This window comes from Roseivirga spongicola (genome assembly GCF_034376045.1).
Lineage (GTDB): Bacteria > Bacteroidota > Bacteroidia > Cytophagales > Cyclobacteriaceae > Roseivirga > Roseivirga spongicola.
This window is the reverse complement of sequence record NZ_CP139724.1, coordinates 1,940,302-1,957,463: the sequence shown is the minus strand read 5'-3', so window position 1 is coordinate 1,957,463 and position 17,162 is coordinate 1,940,302. Positions and strand designations below refer to the sequence as shown.

Annotated in this window: 20 protein-coding genes; 12 read left to right on the top strand and 8 right to left on the bottom strand. The window is 42.0% G+C overall.

The window, feature by feature from the left end; all coding sequences use genetic code 11:
* Positions 1–2 precede the first annotated feature (2 nt).
* Both T7867_RS08655 and T7867_RS08650 read left to right on the top strand, forming a co-directional pair.
* The gene (locus tag T7867_RS08655) at positions 3–242 is read left to right on the top strand and encodes a hypothetical protein (RefSeq protein ID WP_068218201.1); all 240 of its coding nucleotides are present in this window, start codon (positions 3–5) and stop codon (positions 240–242) included.
* Positions 227–526, top strand: a complete 300-nt coding sequence (locus tag T7867_RS08650; RefSeq protein ID WP_068218198.1) for a type II toxin-antitoxin system RelE/ParE family toxin — start codon at positions 227–229, stop codon at positions 524–526. Before T7867_RS08655 ends, T7867_RS08650 begins: the two co-directional genes overlap by 16 nt.
* An 88-nt stretch (positions 527–614) precedes the next feature.
* Here T7867_RS08650 and T7867_RS08645 read toward each other — a convergent pair whose 3' ends face one another.
* Positions 615–1,883: a replication-associated recombination protein A gene (locus T7867_RS08645; protein WP_068218196.1), complete on the bottom strand. Its 1,269-nt coding sequence runs from the start codon at positions 1,881–1,883 to the stop codon at positions 615–617.
* Between the two features lie 403 nt (positions 1,884–2,286).
* Here T7867_RS08645 and T7867_RS08640 point away from each other — a divergent pair, with 403 nt between their 5' ends.
* The 8 genes from T7867_RS08640 to T7867_RS08605 all read left to right on the top strand — a co-directional run bounded on the left by T7867_RS08640 (position 2,287) and on the right by T7867_RS08605 (position 10,400).
* Positions 2,287–3,663 (top strand): cytochrome ubiquinol oxidase subunit I, encoded by a 1,377-nt coding sequence (locus tag T7867_RS08640; protein ID WP_068218193.1) that lies wholly within the window; start codon positions 2,287–2,289, stop codon positions 3,661–3,663.
* Between the two features lies 1 nt (position 3,664).
* Complete coding sequence (gene cydB / locus T7867_RS08635) at positions 3,665–4,699, top strand: cytochrome d ubiquinol oxidase subunit II (RefSeq protein ID WP_068218189.1); 1,035 nt, start codon at positions 3,665–3,667, stop codon at positions 4,697–4,699.
* Between the two features lie 61 nt (positions 4,700–4,760).
* Positions 4,761–5,606: a DUF6438 domain-containing protein gene (locus tag T7867_RS08630; protein ID WP_068218186.1), complete on the top strand. Its 846-nt coding sequence runs from the start codon at positions 4,761–4,763 to the stop codon at positions 5,604–5,606.
* Positions 5,607–5,863: 257 nt separating this feature from the next.
* On the top strand, positions 5,864–6,745 hold the full coding sequence (locus T7867_RS08625; RefSeq protein ID WP_068218183.1) for an alpha/beta fold hydrolase: 882 nt from the start codon (positions 5,864–5,866) through the stop codon (positions 6,743–6,745).
* Between the two features lie 58 nt (positions 6,746–6,803).
* Entirely contained in the window at positions 6,804–7,844 is a 1,041-nt protein-coding gene (locus tag T7867_RS08620; RefSeq protein WP_273514265.1) for a sensor histidine kinase, read from the top strand.
* The gene (locus T7867_RS08615) at positions 7,841–8,560 is read left to right on the top strand and encodes a LytR/AlgR family response regulator transcription factor (protein WP_322300085.1); all 720 of its coding nucleotides are present in this window, start codon (positions 7,841–7,843) and stop codon (positions 8,558–8,560) included. Before T7867_RS08620 ends, T7867_RS08615 begins: the two co-directional genes overlap by 4 nt.
* A gap of 76 nt (positions 8,561–8,636) precedes the next feature.
* A complete protein-coding gene (locus tag T7867_RS08610; protein ID WP_068218174.1) occupies positions 8,637–9,167 on the top strand; it encodes a DinB family protein in 531 nt (176 codons plus the stop codon).
* A gap of 135 nt (positions 9,168–9,302) precedes the next feature.
* Entirely contained in the window at positions 9,303–10,400 is a 1,098-nt protein-coding gene (locus T7867_RS08605; protein WP_068218171.1) for a Gfo/Idh/MocA family protein, read from the top strand.
* A gap of 170 nt (positions 10,401–10,570) precedes the next feature.
* Here T7867_RS08605 and T7867_RS08600 read toward each other — a convergent pair whose 3' ends face one another.
* The 7 genes from T7867_RS08600 to T7867_RS08570 all read right to left on the bottom strand — a co-directional run bounded on the left by T7867_RS08600 (position 10,571) and on the right by T7867_RS08570 (position 15,742).
* The gene (locus T7867_RS08600) at positions 10,571–11,116 is read right to left on the bottom strand and encodes a hypothetical protein (RefSeq protein WP_068218168.1); all 546 of its coding nucleotides are present in this window, start codon (positions 11,114–11,116) and stop codon (positions 10,571–10,573) included.
* Positions 11,113–12,285 (bottom strand): lactonase family protein, encoded by a 1,173-nt coding sequence (locus tag T7867_RS08595; RefSeq protein WP_068218165.1) that lies wholly within the window; start codon positions 12,283–12,285, stop codon positions 11,113–11,115. Before T7867_RS08595 ends, T7867_RS08600 begins: the two co-directional genes overlap by 4 nt.
* Complete coding sequence (locus T7867_RS08590) at positions 12,286–13,302, bottom strand: threonine aldolase family protein (protein ID WP_068218162.1); 1,017 nt, start codon at positions 13,300–13,302, stop codon at positions 12,286–12,288.
* Positions 13,292–14,239, bottom strand: coding sequence for a glycerophosphodiester phosphodiesterase family protein (locus tag T7867_RS08585; protein ID WP_068218159.1), 948 nt, complete (start codon positions 14,237–14,239; stop codon positions 13,292–13,294). Before T7867_RS08585 ends, T7867_RS08590 begins: the two co-directional genes overlap by 11 nt.
* A 166-nt stretch (positions 14,240–14,405) precedes the next feature.
* On the bottom strand, positions 14,406–14,864 hold the full coding sequence (locus T7867_RS08580; protein WP_068218157.1) for a MarR family winged helix-turn-helix transcriptional regulator: 459 nt from the start codon (positions 14,862–14,864) through the stop codon (positions 14,406–14,408).
* Positions 14,865–15,110: 246 nt separating this feature from the next.
* Positions 15,111–15,524, bottom strand: coding sequence for a DUF2721 domain-containing protein (locus T7867_RS08575; protein WP_068218154.1), 414 nt, complete (start codon positions 15,522–15,524; stop codon positions 15,111–15,113).
* Positions 15,521–15,742 (bottom strand): hypothetical protein, encoded by a 222-nt coding sequence (locus T7867_RS08570; RefSeq protein ID WP_068218151.1) that lies wholly within the window; start codon positions 15,740–15,742, stop codon positions 15,521–15,523. Before T7867_RS08570 ends, T7867_RS08575 begins: the two co-directional genes overlap by 4 nt.
* 146 nt (positions 15,743–15,888) lie before the next feature.
* Between T7867_RS08570 and T7867_RS08565 the strand changes: the two genes are divergently transcribed.
* On the top strand, positions 15,889–16,542 hold the full coding sequence (locus T7867_RS08565; protein WP_322300084.1) for a DUF4331 family protein: 654 nt from the start codon (positions 15,889–15,891) through the stop codon (positions 16,540–16,542).
* 26 nt (positions 16,543–16,568) lie between these two features.
* Positions 16,569–17,108, top strand: a complete 540-nt coding sequence (locus tag T7867_RS08560) for a DUF4331 family protein (protein WP_068218144.1) — start codon at positions 16,569–16,571, stop codon at positions 17,106–17,108.
* The last annotated feature ends 54 nt before the right edge of the window (positions 17,109–17,162 follow it).

The following is a 17,162-nucleotide window of genomic DNA, read 5'->3' as shown; positions in this document are numbered from 1 at the left end:
TTATGTCTACTTTCTTAACAGAAGAAAAAGCGAAGCTGATTTCTAAAATCAACGAAATAAAAGATCAATCTGTAATAGATGACCTAATGCGGTTACTTGCCATCAATTTCGATGACTCCATTTATCTTTTATCTGATGAACAACGAGCCAATGTTATGGAAGCACGCGAACAAATCAGAAAAGGGCAAGGCATAGACTCAGAACAAGCTGACGGTGAAATTGATCAATGGTTAAACGAGTAGTTTGGTCACCTAGGGCTCAAATAGAGCGAAAGGAAATCCTAGATTTTTGGTTCAAAAGAAACAAAAGCAAATCATACCCTAGAAAGTTAAATCTGTTATTCAAAGAGGCAATAAACCTCATTATTGATTATCCCGAAATTGGCAAGCCAACTGATTTAGATAATGTTCGAGCCAAGATAATTCGTGACTATATAATGTTCTATGAGAGTAATGAAGACGAGTTGTTCATTCTTTCGATTTGGGATACAAGGCAAAACCCAGAAAACCTTGAGTTTAAACTCTAATTCTATCTTTGCAACCTTAGCGGTTAATCCTCACCACAAAGTTCCCCAAGTCATTTCTTGCTTCAAGCTTCCAACTTCACGCTTCAAGCTAATACCCATACTTCTCCTTCCACATAGCTTTCAAGCGCTTGCGCATTTCGTCTTCGCGAGCATTGCCTTTAGGGTCGTAAAGTTTCGTGCCTTTAATTTCCTGAGGTAAAAACTCTTGCTGCACAAAATTGCCCGGATAATCATGGCTGTACTTATAGCCCTGACCATAACCCTCTTCCTTCATCAGCTTGGTTGGAGCATTACGAATAGGCATTGGAATCGATAAATCTCCTGTCTTTCTCACCAACTCTTGCGCGCGGCCAATAGCCATGTAAGCAGCATTGCTTTTGGGTGAAGAAGCCAGATAAGTCACCGCTTGCGAGAGAATAATTCGCCCTTCTGGATAACCAATCAAATTCACCGCCTGAAAGGCATTCGTAGCAATTACCAAAGCAGTTGGGTTAGCATTGCCAATATCTTCTGAAGCCAGGATCACCAGCCTCCTTGCAATGAATTTGATATCCTCCCCACCTTCAATCATTCTGGCCAAATAATACACCGCGGCATTCGGGTCGCTTCCGCGAATGGACTTGATAAAGGCCGAGATCACATCATAGTGCATGTCGCCCGTCTTATCGTAAGTAGCTACTCGTTGCTGGGCAATGTCTTTGACCAACTCATCGGTTACCACTGCCGGATCGCCTTCAATATTCTGAACTACCAGGTCTAACAGATTGAGCAGCTTGCGAGCGTCACCACCAGAGATATTAAACAATGCCTGTGTTTCTTTTAGCTCTACCTGACGCTTGCTGAGGATTTCATCCTTTGCCAAAGCCTGCTCTATCAAACGAAACAAGTCTTCTTTAGTAAGTGACTTGAGGGTATACACCTGACTTCGCGATAGCAAAGCCGAATTCACCTCAAAAGACGGGTTCTCAGTTGTTGCTCCGATTAGGGTAATGTCGCCCTTTTCAACAGCTCCCAACAAAGCATCTTGCTGCGACTTGTTGAAGCGGTGAATCTCGTCTATAAAGAGAATCGTATTCGACTGAAATCTAGCTCTTTGAATTACTTCACGGACTTCCTTTACTCCTGAACTTATGGCACTCAGCGTGAAAAATGGAGCTTTAACCGAGTTGGCTATTATATTGGCTATGGTAGTTTTGCCGACTCCCGGAGGCCCCCAGAGTATCATGGAAGGAATTCTTCCAGCATTAATTGCCCTGCGTAAAACGCCCTCCTTTCCAACTAAATGCTCCTGACCGATTAGATCTTCGAGCGTTTGAGGTCTAACTCTTTCTGCAAGTGGCTTTCCGGTAAAATCCATAAGACAAAATTAAGTGCTCTAAGCTAGATGGAAACCATGACGCTAGAAAATCAACAGAATTATTTCTAAGCTCGAAACTGCCATCAAGTCGTCTGACCACTCCAAGTGGTCTGACGACTAAGCAGCATTCCGGTAACTAAGTCCCGAACAGAAAGGACTTTGACCCCAACCCTTCCCGAGGCTTCGGGAGGGTGAAGCGATGAAGCTTTTCGACCTGATGAAGCTAAAGTCCCCTTTAGGGGATCTAGGGGTACTATTTCAATCCAATTGTTGGTAGAAAAAAAGTAAATTTCCAGGAACATGATGACCATTTACTCGGTTCAGAATTGTAACAAATGTTACTTCTTCAAAGTATTCGTGCTTTACCTTTGAAGAAGCTTTTCCACCCATAAATACAACCAATATGGATGTAGAAATCTTAGCCCGAATTCAGTTTGCCTTCACCGTGGCCTTTCACTACATCTATCCGCCTCTTAGTATTGGCCTCGGACTGGTAATGGTCTTTATGGAAGGGCAATACCTTCGAACCAAAGACAAAACCTATGAAGTTTTGGCCAAATTCTGGACTAAAATTTTCGCCCTGACTTTTGGTATTGGAGTAGCCACCGGAATTGTAATGGAATTTGAGTTCGGTACTAACTGGGCTACTTATTCCCGTTTTGTTGGGGATATTTTTGGGAGTGCTTTGGCTGCTGAAGGAATATTTGCATTTGCTCTGGAAAGTGGCTTTTTAGGTGTTTTACTTTTCGGATGGAACAGAGTTAGTTCTAGGGTTCACTTTATTTCTACCGTGGGTGTTTGGTTGGGCAGTATGTTTTCAGCCATCTGGATTGTTGTAGCCAATAGCTGGCAACAAACTCCTGCAGGCTACCAAATTGTAGGCGAAGGTGTCAATGCAAGAGCGGAGGTAACCGATTTCTGGGCAATGGTTTTCAACCCATCGAGCGTTGAAAGAATTCTCCATGTATGGATTGGTGCTTTTCTGGCCGGAGCATTTCTCATCATCTCCGTTCACGCCTATTATCTACTCAAAGGAAGACATGTTGAACTTTCTAAAAAAGCCATCAAAATAGCACTTGGTATTGCCTTGATTTCATCTTTAGCGCAACTCGTTACTGGTCACGCTTCTGCCGAAGTAGTCGCTGAACATCAGCCAGCCAAACTAGCGGCTATGGAGGGGCACTTCGAAGAAAATGCCCCTGCCGATCTTTACCTGTTCGGTTGGGTAGATAAAGAGGCGAAAGAAGTGACAGGCTTAGCTATTCCAGGTGGAACCAGCTTTTTAACACACCAAGATTTCAACGAACCGATTAGAGGTTTGGACAGCTTTCCACAAGATGAGATTCCAACTCAAATCAATGCTGTTTTTCAATTCTATCACATCATGATTGCCATAGGCATGGGCCTAATTGGCCTTACCATCTTAGCTGCATTTTACTGGTGGAAAGGCACTCTATTTGACCAAAAATGGCTTTTGAAAATATTAGTCATTTCGGTACTACTTCCGCAAATAGCCAATCAGGTGGGGTGGTTCACTGCAGAGATGGGTAGGCAGCCGTGGGTAGTTTATGGCCTTCTGAAAACCTCAAACGCACTTTCTGAGGTGGTAACAGCCAATCAGGTACTATTCTCTCTGATCTTATTTTTCGTGATTTACGCTTTGCTTTTCACCCTGTTTATTTATCTACTGAACAAGAAAATTAAGCACGGCCCTGACGAATCTCCATTAAAAGACCAGAGACCACGACAAAGAGAAGTAAGCAACGCATTTAGCAATTAATATGGGCACGTTTATAGGCATAGAATACTCAACTTGGTGGTTCCTAATTGTTGGAGCACTCTTTTCTGGTTATGCTATTTTAGATGGCTTCGATCTTGGCGCAGGCGCATGGCACCTGTTCCTCAAAAAAGAGGAAAGTAGAAGAATTGCCTTAAATGCTATTGGCCCAGTTTGGGACGGAAATGAGGTTTGGCTAGTAATTGGAGGTGGAGCACTGTTTGCAGGCTTTCCTGTTGTCTATGCCAATATGTTTTCTGCCATGTACATTCCCTTCATGCTATTTTTAGCCGCGCTCATTTTTCGGGCAGTGGCCATTGAGTTTAGGTCGAAAGAAGAAATGGCTTGGTGGCGAACCATGTGGGACGTGAGCTATAGCGTCAGCAGTATTTTGCTGGCTTTACTTTTGGGCATTGTATTAGGAAACATTCTGATAGGAATACCACTCGATGAAAACAAGCAGTTTACAGGCCACTGGCTTAGCTTCTTAAATCCGTATGCTATAATGGTTGGCGTTACCACTTTGGCTGCATTTATGATGCATGGTGCTATTTATCTGGGGTTGAAAACTAAAGGGAAGCTTTATGCTCAGATTTATCAGTTTCTCAAAAGAGCTATTATATTTTTTGTGGTGAGCTTCATCATTGTAACCGTCTACACCCTTATATACATCCCTCACCTTACAGACAAAATCCAAAACAACCGATGGATGTTCGTTATACCTGTTATTGCGTTTTTAGCTATCGCGAATATTCCGAGGCTGGCTACTAAGAAAAAATTCTTGCAAGCCTTTCTATTTTCTTCTCTAACGCTTGCCATGCTTTTGGTTATTGTGGCTTTGGAGCTTTACCCAACTATCATTTACAATACGGCCGATCCTGCTCACCACATTACCGTTTCCAATGCAGCATCCTCATCTAAATCTTTAAAGATTATGCTCATTATGGCTGCCATCGGTATTCCATTGATCGCCACCTACACCTACTTTGTCTACAAAACCTTCTGGGGCAAAGTGGAATTGGATGAACATAGTTATTAGTCAGTTTTAAGTTCTATCTTCAAAGTTTAGTGGAGTTCGAAGAATTCATTAAATTAACTAAATGAATAGTTGTCTGGCTTTTATTATATCCCCTCTGCTTCTTTTAACCGGATGTGTTACATCTCCAAATTCCATTTGGAATGAATCTCAAATCGAAGGATCGTGGTATGTTCCTAAAGAGAATGAAGATGAAATTTATGATTTGACTTTTGATTTCGATTCGAATTACTCCCTGTTTCTCGGTCCTTATGGAAACTTTGGTAAATATGAATTAGCAACCGATTCCTTAATAGTTGAATCAGTATCTGATGCGAAGTTTGTTTTCCAGATTGAAGAAATCACTGATTCAAAACTTGTGCTCAAATACATCTCGGGTGGAGAGACTAATCCGTCCTTTGAAGACTATTTTGAATCCAACAATCGGCTCATTTTGAAAAAAATCACTGAGAAAAATGACCTTATTGTAAACCGTATAACATTTTCTAGTAGCGTCTGTTTTGGCACCTGCCCATCTCAAGCAATTGAGATAGACTCGGTTGGCAGCATCAACTATATAGGAGGAGCCTATTCAGAATTTGAAGGGGCTGGATTCGGCCACTTGCCTGAAGAAATTCTTAAAAGCATTTTACGATCGGTCAACTCACTTGATATCTCTGCGATTAAAGAGTATTACGAGTCACCATGGACCGATGATGCCAGCTATTATTTGAAACTTGAGCTTCAAAACAAAAACCAGCCAATAGAATTAGAATCATACGGGTTTGGTGAAACACCCAGTGAGCTAGCCCTCCTCTTATTCAAACTCATGAAAATTACTCAAGTTGTTTCCTTGAAACATACCTCTTTGGACAGTCTAAACCTTCACGACAAGAATCTTTCAGAAAAAGTCTTCTTTGAAGAGTTTTGACTTCAGTCCTATAATCATTTTGAAACTCCTCCTCCGCTAGGAAGACATTACTGCTGCCATCATACTCCAATAGATTGGAACAGCTCCTTCTGAAGTCTAATATCTCTCACCTATAGCCTCATTCAACTTTAAACCTTGAACATTAAACCTTAAACCCACCCTTTCCATTCCCGAGGAATTTCTTCCGCTCCCTTAAAAGCTCCGGTACAGGCCATAACAGCAGCGTACTTTTGATCATCACAAAAACTCAAAATGTTATGAAAAAAGTAGTTGTAAGATTAATAGCGATAATCGCATTTGTAGTTGCCTTGCAAGTTCAGGCTTATACTCCCTCTAAACTGAATGTTAGAGTCATTGGTGAAGGCCAACCCATGATTATGATTCCAGGTCTTACTTGCGATGGTGCCGTTTGGGACACAACCATTGAAGCTCTGGGCGATCAGTATCAGTACCATGTACTCACTCTACCAGGCTTTGCTGGTCAGGCACCCTTAGAGAATCTGGAAGCTGGCTTCTTCGATCAGGTAAGAACCTTGGTTTACAATTACATCGATGAGAAACAGATAGAAAAACCAATAATTGTTGGTCATAGCCTTGGCGGTTTCCTTGCGCTTCAAATAGGCATAGAAAAGCCAGATTTGGCTGAAAAGCTAGTAATTGTTGATGCTCTACCTTTTATGACAGCCATTCAAATGCCTACGGCAACCGAAGAAAGTGCCAAGCCATTTGCTGAAAACATGAAGCAACAAATGAGAGCTGCTGCAAACCAGACAGACGAACAAAAAAGAACCTTCCAGCAAATGCAGTTGCAAAGCCTTATCCGCAACAAGAAGTACATAGAAACCGCAACCAACTGGGGTGTTTCCAGCGATATGAATACCGTAGCCCAAGCTATGTATGAAATGTACACCACCGATATTCGTGCCGATTTGGCCAAAATTAAAGTACCGACATTGGTATTGGGAGCTTGGGCAGCTTACGAGTCTTATGGTTCAACCAAAGAAAGTGTCATGAATATGTACCAGGCACAATACTCCAAGCATCAGCATTTGGATTTAGACCTCTCTGAAGGTGGTTATCACTTCATCATGTGGGACGACCCAGAGTTCTTTCACAACTGGTTGAACAAATTCCTATAAAGCTAAACCCGATTGGTGAATGATTTAATGTTAAATTATTCACCAATCAATTTCTAAGATGAGCAAAAGAGTCATTTATTGGATCTGTCAGGTATTAGGTTGGGGACTTTACACCCTTTTCCTCATAGGTATGATGGCGCTCTTCGGTGGAGAAGGCTACATCACTTCCTCTTCATTGATTCTCCAAGGTATCATTTACGTATCACTAATCCTCTTTTCACACCTTTTCAAACTACACATACAACGCAGCAATTGGCTCGAGCTAAGGCTGAGCAAACTCATACCCAGGGCCTTTGTAGGCACACTAGTTACTGCTATTGTTACTCAAGTTTTTATCCACCTGATCATCTATCTGATCTTCCCTCTATCAGGAATATCTGGCTTTAGTTGGAGCGGTTTTATTGGCTATGTCTTCAACATATATATAGTACTCATACTTTGGGCATCCATTTACTTCATCATCAAGTTTATGGAGAAAAACCGCAAGTCTGAGCTAGAAAAACTAGCGCTAAAATCGGCCTTACAAGAGGCTGAGCTCATGATATTAAAGAATCAGGTAAACCCACACTTTCTCTTCAATGCCTTGAACAACATCCGCTCGCTTATACTGATTGAGCCAGAAAAGGCTAGAAAAATGGTTACGCACATTTCAGACTTACTGAGATATTCCATTCAATTCAACGCTTCTGAAAAGGTGGCTTTAAAAGAAGAGATTGAGATTGTGAAAGACTACCTACAATTGGAGTCAATCCAGTTTCAGGAGAGGCTCAGTTACACTTTCAACATATCGCCAGAAACACTGAAAGTGCAGATACCTCCAATGGCCATTCAACTATTGGTTGAAAACGCTATAAAGCATGGTCTTTCAACCCAGAAAAATGGAGGCCAAATTTTAGTTAGCACATCATTGATTGAAAACTACTTACTCATTGAAGTAAAAAACTCTGGCCAACTACGCTCTAGCCAAAAGAGAGAGGGCATTGGCTTGAAAAACTTAGTAGAACGAATGAAGATTCTGTTCGGCACTTTTGCAGAGTTTAAACTCGAAAACAGCTCTAACCAAATGGTCTCAGCCACCTTAAAAATACCAACCTCATGAAAGCCCTTATCATAGACGATTCTCACTTAGCAAGGCAAGAACTTAAGCATTTACTGAAGGCTTTTGATCACGTACAGGTTCTGGGTGAAGCCGAAAATGTGGAACAAGCGCTGGAGCTAATAGTAGAAAAGCAACCTGAATTGCTATTCTTAGACATTCAGATGCCAGATAAAGATGGTTTCGAACTATTAGAGGAATTGGTTGACGTGCCTGAAGTTATCTTCACTACAGCTTTCAACGAATATGCCATGAAAGCCTTGGACCACAATGCCTTGGACTATCTACAGAAGCCCATAAAGGAAGAGAGACTCGGTTTAGCCATAGAAAAGGCCTCCGAAAAAATTAGACAAAGAAAAGATCGGGAGTCCAAAGCCAAACTTCTAGGCTTAGACAATCAGGTATTTGTAAAAGATGGCGAACAATGCTGGTTTGTAAGTCTTGCAGAAGTTAGAGTTCTGGAGATTATGGGCAGTTATACACGTATTTATTTCAAGGAAGAAAAGCCAATGATTCCACGTTCGCTCAACTATATGGAGTCTCGGTTAGACCCTGAAGTGTTTTTTAGAGCCAACCGCCAGCAAATCATCAACCTCAAATACATCGATAGAATCGAACCATGGTTCAGTGGCACACTTAAACTATACCTCAAAGGTGGAGAAGAAGTGGAAGTAAGTCGCAGACAAAGTATTCGTTTTAGAGAAGTAATGAGCTTTTGATGCTAAAGCCTTATAGGGTATAAAACGAAATGAGTTTTGCCTTTGCCATCCATCCAAAACCACCTAATTTTCGCCCATGAATAAGGTGGAGATCAAGGCGAGGCTAGAAGAATCTTACGATCATTTTCTAAAGTATCTCGGCAAACTTTCCGAAGACGAGTTCGAATATGCTCCTGATGGCAAATGGAATGCAGGTCAACAAGCCGAGCACTTAATTAAAAGTACTCGTCCGCTGATACAAGCATTGGGCTTCCCTAAGTTCATGATCAGCTTTAAGTTTGGCAAGTCCAATAGACCTTCTAGGACTTATGATGAATTGGTTGCCAAATACAAACAAAAGCTAACCACGATGGAGGGCGATCCTCCAGGTTCGTATGTACCAAAAAAGGTGAAATACTCGGAGTACTCTAAGCTCTCCAAAACCCAAACCGAGATTATTGAAAAGATAGAGAACAAGCTCAGTAAGTGGTCTGAAGATGATTTAGACCAATACATTTTCCCTCACCCTTTGCTTGGAAAAGTGACCGTAAGAGAAATGCTCTATTTCACCATCTACCACGCAGAACACCATCAAAACGTGGTAAAGATATACTTGAAGGGTATCTAACCCCCTCCAACTCCCCCTAAATTAGGTGGAGAGTTAGCCTCGTCTACGACAATCAAATTCCAAGAGCAGAATTCAATTCCCCTCCTTGTTTTAAGGAGGGGTTAGGGGTGGTAAAAGTTTTTCCTAAATTCCGTCATGAAACGCGTATTTACTTTTATCCTAGCTATTTTTTCATTGACAATCATGAAAGCTCAGGAACAGAACCCTCCCGTAAAAGTGGCTGTAATAGGCCTTACACATACCCATGTGCATTGGATTCTCGGCAGAGAAGACCGTGGCGATATCGAAATAGTAGGTATTGTTGAGCCCAACACCGACTTAGCCGAAAGATACACCAAGCAACATGGATTCTCCATGGATATAGTTTACCCAACTATGGACGCATTGATGGAAATCGTGAAGCCTCAAGCAGTGACTGCCTTCGGTACAATTTATGACCACCTAAGCGTGGTTGAATTCTTTGCCCCAAAGGGCATCCATGTAATGGTTGAAAAACCTCTGGCTGTTTCTTTAGATCATGCCAAAAAAATGCAAGCCCTCGCTCAAAAGCATAACATTCACCTGTTAACCAACTACGAAACCACTTGGTATGGTAGCACCCTGAAAGCCTATAAAATGGTGCATCAAGACAATATGATAGGCGATATCCGCAAGATTGTGGTGCATGACGGCCACCCCGGGCCTAACGAAATTGGTGTAAATGAAGAGTTTCTCGAATGGCTCACTGATCCAAAATTGAATGGTGCCGGAGCCCTAACCGATTTCGGCTGCTATGGAGCCAACTTAGCTACATGGTTAATGAAAGGAGAAAGACCACAATCGGTTTTCGCCATGACTGCTACCAATAAGCCTGACATCTATCCTAAAGTAGATGATGAAGCCACTATTGTTCTACAATACCCAAAAACTCAAGTGATCATTCAGGCCTCATGGAACTGGCCGGTTTCCCGAAAGGATATGGAAGTTTATGGCGTGACCGGCCAAATCATTGCAGACAATGGCAGCACCATTCGCTACCAGCTAGGAGATAATGCCCAGGAACAGAAACTAACCGACCTTAAAAAGGAAAGCCCGAATGATGATCCTTTCACTCTATTGGCAGCAGTTGTTCGTGGACAGATTACCCCACAAGACGCAGACCTCTCTGCTCTTCAAAATAATATGGTGGTGATGGAAATTCTAGATGCAGCGATGCAAAGTGCTAAGAGTGGGAAGGTAGTTAAACTTAAATGACCACCCCTAGCCCCTCCTAAAACAGGAGGGGAATCAGTGCCAGTAACTGTCTGGATTAAGTAATCGATGGTTTTTCCAGAGTTTCCCGGACTTCTGTCCTCTGCTGGAAGAGGTACGGTCTCGAGACTTCGGGAAGCAGAGGGGAAGTTTACAAACAGGATAGATCAACCTTATTGCATGGCCCAGTTTCTCAAACTATCGAAGTCTTCAGGGTCAACTGGTATTTCTCTGATATCTTGGGTCGTATCTCCATAGGTCATTACCAGCGTAACTTCCCAATGCGGTTCATATAGATAATTGAATTTCCTCTCAAGAATATAACCAGTATCAATATAATTGACCCTGTAACGATCTATTTCGTAGATCAACTTATTGTCAAATCTTCTTATCTCCTTCTCAAAATGACCCAGAGTTCCGCTTACCTCATAACCTGAGTTCCAAACCTGAGTTGTCCAATAATGATCCTGCAGCCTCCTTCTCCTAAAATAAGGCCCAGGCTTTTGTGAAGTTGATTTTGTAAACCAATCATCTGGTAATTTCTCGAGACCTACGCTATTCCTGAAGTCATTATACTTTACACCATAGGGTTCAAACTCCGATTGATTTTGATAGAAAATGATCGTATCACCATAAAGCACGGTATCTCGGTATATTCTATAAGCATAGAATATGAAGATTAATAAGGCTCCGATAAAAAGAACCTTCTTCTTGATCACTGACCCAGGAATTTAATACAAACCGGAGTTGGTACTTCCTCAATGTATCCGGTATCAATCAGCTCACCGGTTTCTTGATTGATCTCATAAGTAACAATGGTGTTAGTATCTTGATTGGCTACCAGCATAAATCGACCTGAAGGATCAATCTCAAAGTCTCTTGGAGTTTTTCCTTTTGATGGATAAGCTCCAATTTTTATCAATTCACCATTATCACCAATTTTGAAGGCAAGAATTTCATTGATCTCACCTCTATTGGAGGCATAAAGGAACTGCCCACTCGGATGAATCTTAATGGCTGCAGCAGAAGATTCTCTATCATCTCCATTTTCTTGTAAGGCTATCATCTGTACCTTTTGCTCTAAACGAAGGCTATCAGAGAAAGTAGCTACTTCAATAGTGCCAATTAATTCATTCAAGACATAGACAATATCTTTCTCTGGGTGAAAAACGATATGCCTTGGCCCCGCCATTCTTGGTGGATTGATAAAGTCTCTCAGATAATTGAGTGTTTGCCCAACAGTGTCCAACTCATATGCATAAATCTTATCAGCGCCTAAATCAACAGCAGCCACCAATCCATTCCTTGGGTGCTGAATAATCTGATGCGCATGAGGTGCGTCTTGCCTAGGGTGAGAAGAACCACCTTCATGCTTTTTGTATGAAGAGTAGTTGCCCAACATTCCGTCTTCCATAATGGGTAAAAGCACAACGCTGCCACCCACATAATTAGCAGCCATTACAAACTTGCCTGAATTGTCTATGCTCAAATAGCAAGGATATTGCCCAACACTACTCACTTCATTGAGGTAGGCCAAACTGTAATCTTCCGGATTGTATTCAAAAGCCGTTACTGCTGCAAAACTATCCTCTCCTCCATCGAATTCATTCACAGCATAGACATTCTTACCATTTGGATGCACAGCTAGATAAGACGGACTAATAACCGCATCACTTGTGGCTTTGTAGCTTATAGCGCCTGTTTTCTTGTTCATGGAATAGACATAAACGCCTTCGCCCTGCCCATCTACATGACCTTCTTTTTTGGTGTAGGTTCCTACAAAAAATATGGCTTCGTTGCTTTCTGGCTTTGCCACTTGTTGTTCAGTTTTCTTCGACCCACAAGCCGTAAAAAAAGCCAGTAGAGCAAGGAGGATTATCTTTTTCATTTATAGTTTTTTCAGAACCTCAATTGTCTTGGTAAGGTCATCATCAGTAAAATCGTAATGTGTTACGAAGCGAATTAATTGAGGACCAAAGCCAAAAGCCAGAATATCATTTTCTGCTAACTTATCCAGAAAGCTCTGATTGGTATACTTATCTGTCAGTTTGAAAATGAGAATATTCGTTTCGCAAGGCAATACTTCTTCAACATAATCAAGCCCTTCAAGAACCTTAGCCATTTCTTTGGCTTTGTTATGGTCGTCCACCAATCTATCTACGTGGTTTTCTAAAGCATAAAGCCCTGCAGCAGCCACATAACCAGCTTGCCTCCAAGCTCCACCCATTACTTTTCTAATGCGCTTAGCTCTTTTGATATCTGCGTGACTTCCAATTAAGAGTGAACCTACAGGAGCTCCTAATCCTTTACTTAGGCAAATAGAAATAGTATCGAATACCTCACCATATTGCTTAGTAGTTTGGCCAGTAGCTACCAAGGCATTGAACAGCCTAGCACCATCTAAATGTAACGCCAAACCATGTTCATGACAGGTCTCACGAATGGCCCAAATTTCCTCGAAGTCGTAGCAACTTCCTCCACCTTTGTTGGCCGTATTCTCCAATGAAACTAGCCTAGAAACTGGTGAATGAATATCATCTGGCTGAATGGCAGATTCTACCGCCTTGGCTGTAATCCTACCTCTTTCTCCTTCTAATAACCTTACAGAAGCACCAGCATTAGACATTATTCCACCTGACTCATAGAGGTAGATGTGTGAATACTTATGGCAGATTACTTCATCTTGAAGATTACAATGCAGCCTGATACCAATCTGGTTAGTCATGGTTCCTGAAGCACAATAAATAGCGGCATCCATTCCAAACATCTTGGCAGCCTTTTTCTCCAATGCGGCCACTGTTGGGTCTTCCCCAAACATATCATCGCCTACTTCTGCCTCCATCATCGCCTGATGCATAGCAGGTGTGGGCTTGGTTAAAGTATCGCTTCGTAAATCAATAGCCATAGAAATATTCTTGTTTGGTACTTGTAGTCTTAATTAATGGTTGAATGGCTTCGAAAGCCTCCAAAGGCCTATCCGTAGCCAAAATATCTGCACCGCGTTGAATATACCCCAAATAAGTTGAATCTCCCTGTGCGATGGCCTTTCTATCCAAGTTTCCCAGAACACCTAAAATACAGTAGATTCCCTTTTCATGGAGGAAGTTATAAAGCGAGGCTTCGGGCTCAGAAACTCCTACGAAGGCAATCATTCTATTGTCTGGCACACCCAGATTGCTATGCGCCTCATAAGCCTCTTGCGACCCAATGCCTACAGATATCATTAGGGAGCCATCTAATTGATTGACCTTCGCAGCATCTCTAGCATTATAAGTGATGATGGCAGCGTAGTCTTGTGCATTATGGGCTTGCACGGCAGCCACCACTTTCTCGAATGGCACACCACGCTTCACATCTAGTGTAAGTACCGCTCTTCCATCGGCCCATTTTAATACATCATCTAAAGTCGGAATGTCTAAAGTGGTGGTACTACCTTCGTTGTCTACCAACTTCATCTTTTCAAGTTCGTCATAAGTGACCTCCATAACTTTCCCTTCACCGGTTGTCGTTCGGTCCAAAGTGTAATCATGCATCATCACCAATACTGAATCTTTTGTCATGGCAATGTCGCACTCAATGATGGTTGGAATTTGATCGGAAATGTGTTGAAAGGTAGCGATGGCATTTTCTGGGTAGCCGGGGTATGGCCCTCCCCTGTGTGCACTGATCAACGGAACCCTATCTGGAGACCAAGTAAAGAACTCAGGGCCAGCGCCATTAGCTATCCTGATTCCCTTTTCAACATCTGAGGTATTTGCCTTAGAATCTGAGCTTTGAGGAGTGCATGCTGCTATAGCTGATAAAAATATGGCTAAAGCCATTAATGAGGAAAAGCGTTTCATTGGGGCAATGTACAGTGCTAGAGAAAAAAGCACAAGAGAAAAAAGTAAGTCATTTCCGAGGCAGTAAATCTTATATCTACTGCCTCGGTAATCATCTCCGTTTCAACCTAAACATATGAAGAGATCAGGTGCTTGGGTCTTGCACCATAAATGACCGGACCGTCTGTCACTTAATGGGTGTGTAATCTCCTAGTTTGCTTCTCAACTGAAGCAACTCGTTTCTTATACCATCATGTAATTCTTTAGGCACCTCTTGTAGGTAGCTATTAAAATGATTGTCTAGGCTGATAATCATTTCATTTTTACTTTTTCTTCCTTTCTCGGTCAGTTGTACGTGAAATGAACGACCATCGTCCTCATTTTCTACTCTTACAATCCAACCATTCTTTTCCATTCTCACCAACATACGTGAAATGGACGGGAGATCTTGGAGCGTAACCCTGCTGATCTCTGTCGGTGTTACGCTCCCATGATTCCAAAGAATAATCAAGACCTGCCACTGCTCAGGCGTCACAGAGTACGCCTTTAACCCACGAATAAGCTCTCTATGAAAGAGCAAATAAGCGCGATACAGATTATAGCCGAGATTATTATTAAGGTGAAAGAGAGCCTTACCGAAATCCATGTTTGTGGTTGTAAGTCTGGTTGAAACTAAGTAAAAATACTTGTCTAAACAAGTATTTGATTGACAAAACTCTTCACTGAACGATTTTCTTATTTTTCATGCAGAGCGAAGCGCAGGCGTCCTTGTATCGGCAGCTAAGAACCCCAAGTTCTATCGACTAATTCAGTGAGATTCTCCAGTCGACCTTAAGGGCCTCGCTCTGGATGACGCACGAATAGAAAAATGAATGAGAAGTAAATATGGGGCTCAGCCCTTAGAAGAGGTATTTTCTTCCAAATCCTTCAATTCAAGCTTGATGGCTTTAGTACTGATTTGGGTTTCGATAAAGGAGAGAAATAGTGAGCCAAGTAATAGAAAAAGGCTTGCTCCAAAAATATACTCGGCAACTACTTGTCTGCCTAAGTACATAAGTACCATGCAGAGCACGCAGCAGAAAAAACTGGCAATACCAAGCGCTTGCATATTACGAATCAAGATAAGCCTAAGCCTTAGGTTCTTGATCTGACTGAAAAGTGTGGTTCGCATTTCTGGCGACTCTTTATACCGAACTCTTAGGCCTCTAGCTAGAGTAGCCAAAGCCACAAATCGATTGGTATAGGCCAAAAGCAACAGGGTGATTGCAGGGAATAAAAGTGCCGGAGTAGAGATGTCTATGTTCATGAATTATCCTTTCTAGAAGAAATTTTTTTGTCGAGAGTTTGCTTCCAAATTCCCCTTAAAACAACAAGACCAGAAATATACATTACTGCTTCCGTGATGTATTGTGCTAAATCTGGGTTAGACAGCCACTGAAGGCCAATAGCATACACTAATAAGAGCGAAATACTCAGGCAAATTGCAGCAATAATTAGCAGTATTTTCTCTAGTCGATCACTCATATTCTCCCTTCAATTTAAGGTTTCTTCTACTCATTTCTGAAAACCCACTCGATCCAAACCACCAAGCGGCCTCGTAAGTAGCAGCAAAGAAAATACAAATCTTAACCTTTTGGTGGACACTGTTCATCAATCTCACAACAAAAATTATGAAAAAGAAAACAATCCTATCCCTTGGCATCTTGGCTCTGCTAGCGACTGCAATAGTCTATGCTGCCGACCACATTGATGCGCCCGGAGTAACAGGCACTAGCTCTGATATTACCGATTACTATGCTTTTCAAAGCCCAGAGAACAATTCAAACATTGTATTTGTAGCCAATCTTCAAGGTTTGCTATCTCCTTCGGCATCTACTTCTGCTGCCTTCGATGAGAATGTAATGGTTGAATTCAACATTGATACCAATGGTGATGCCATGGAAGACTTGGTGATACAGTGTACTTTCAAAGATGGTATGGTAACCGCTTATGGCCCAGTAGCGCCAATTGCTACAGGAACAAGCAGCACACTTGTAACCATTGGCAGCTCTGTGTCTACTAACATTACAACTTATGGCTCTGCTGCTAGTATTGGTAGCGAAGGAGGCATAAGACTATTCGCAGGTCCGAGAGATGACCCATTCTTTATGGATTTTGCCCAATACGGAGAAATTATTGGTGGCAACGCATCAAGTTTTAACGATCCGGGAGCAGACACTTTTGCTGGCACCAATGTAATGTCGGTAGTGGTAGAAGTACCTAAATCAATGATTGGTGGTTCAGGAACCATTAACACTTGGGTAACCAGCAACAGAGAGCAATAATATTTCAACCTTAAAAGAATATAAAAATGAAAATCATAAATAATAAAATTTGGATGTTGGCTGCGGCTCTATTGTTAAGCGTTGGATTCACTTCTTGTAGTGATGATGACGATGAGATGCCCGAAATGCCAGTGAACTATGCTCAGGAAGATCAGATGGGCAGACCAGCTATTAACACAGTATTTGTTAGCAGTTCTATGAAAGACAATTTCAACACTACTGCTCCTAGTGCGCAAGGCGCGGCATATCAGGCTGCTTTTGAGTCTAGGCTATTAGCCTTAAACCCTAACTATAGCACTAACGCACTTGGTATGGATGCAACCACATTTACTACTGCATTGGCCACAGATGTACTAAGCGTTAGCCTTGATGGTACCACAACTTTCTTTGATGGAACCAATGTACTGACTGGAAGAGCCCTAGCGGATGATGTAATTTCTGTTGAGTTGCTACTAATATTTGGTGGCCCTGACGGAACTGCCAACCCTGGTTTATCTGACGATAATGTAGACGCTAATGACAAAGCGTTCTTAAGTTCTTTCCCTTACCTGGCCACTCCATGGTAATAAATATGCTGTGCTTGCCCTACAGGTAAGCACAGCAATTTTCTTTGACCCAAC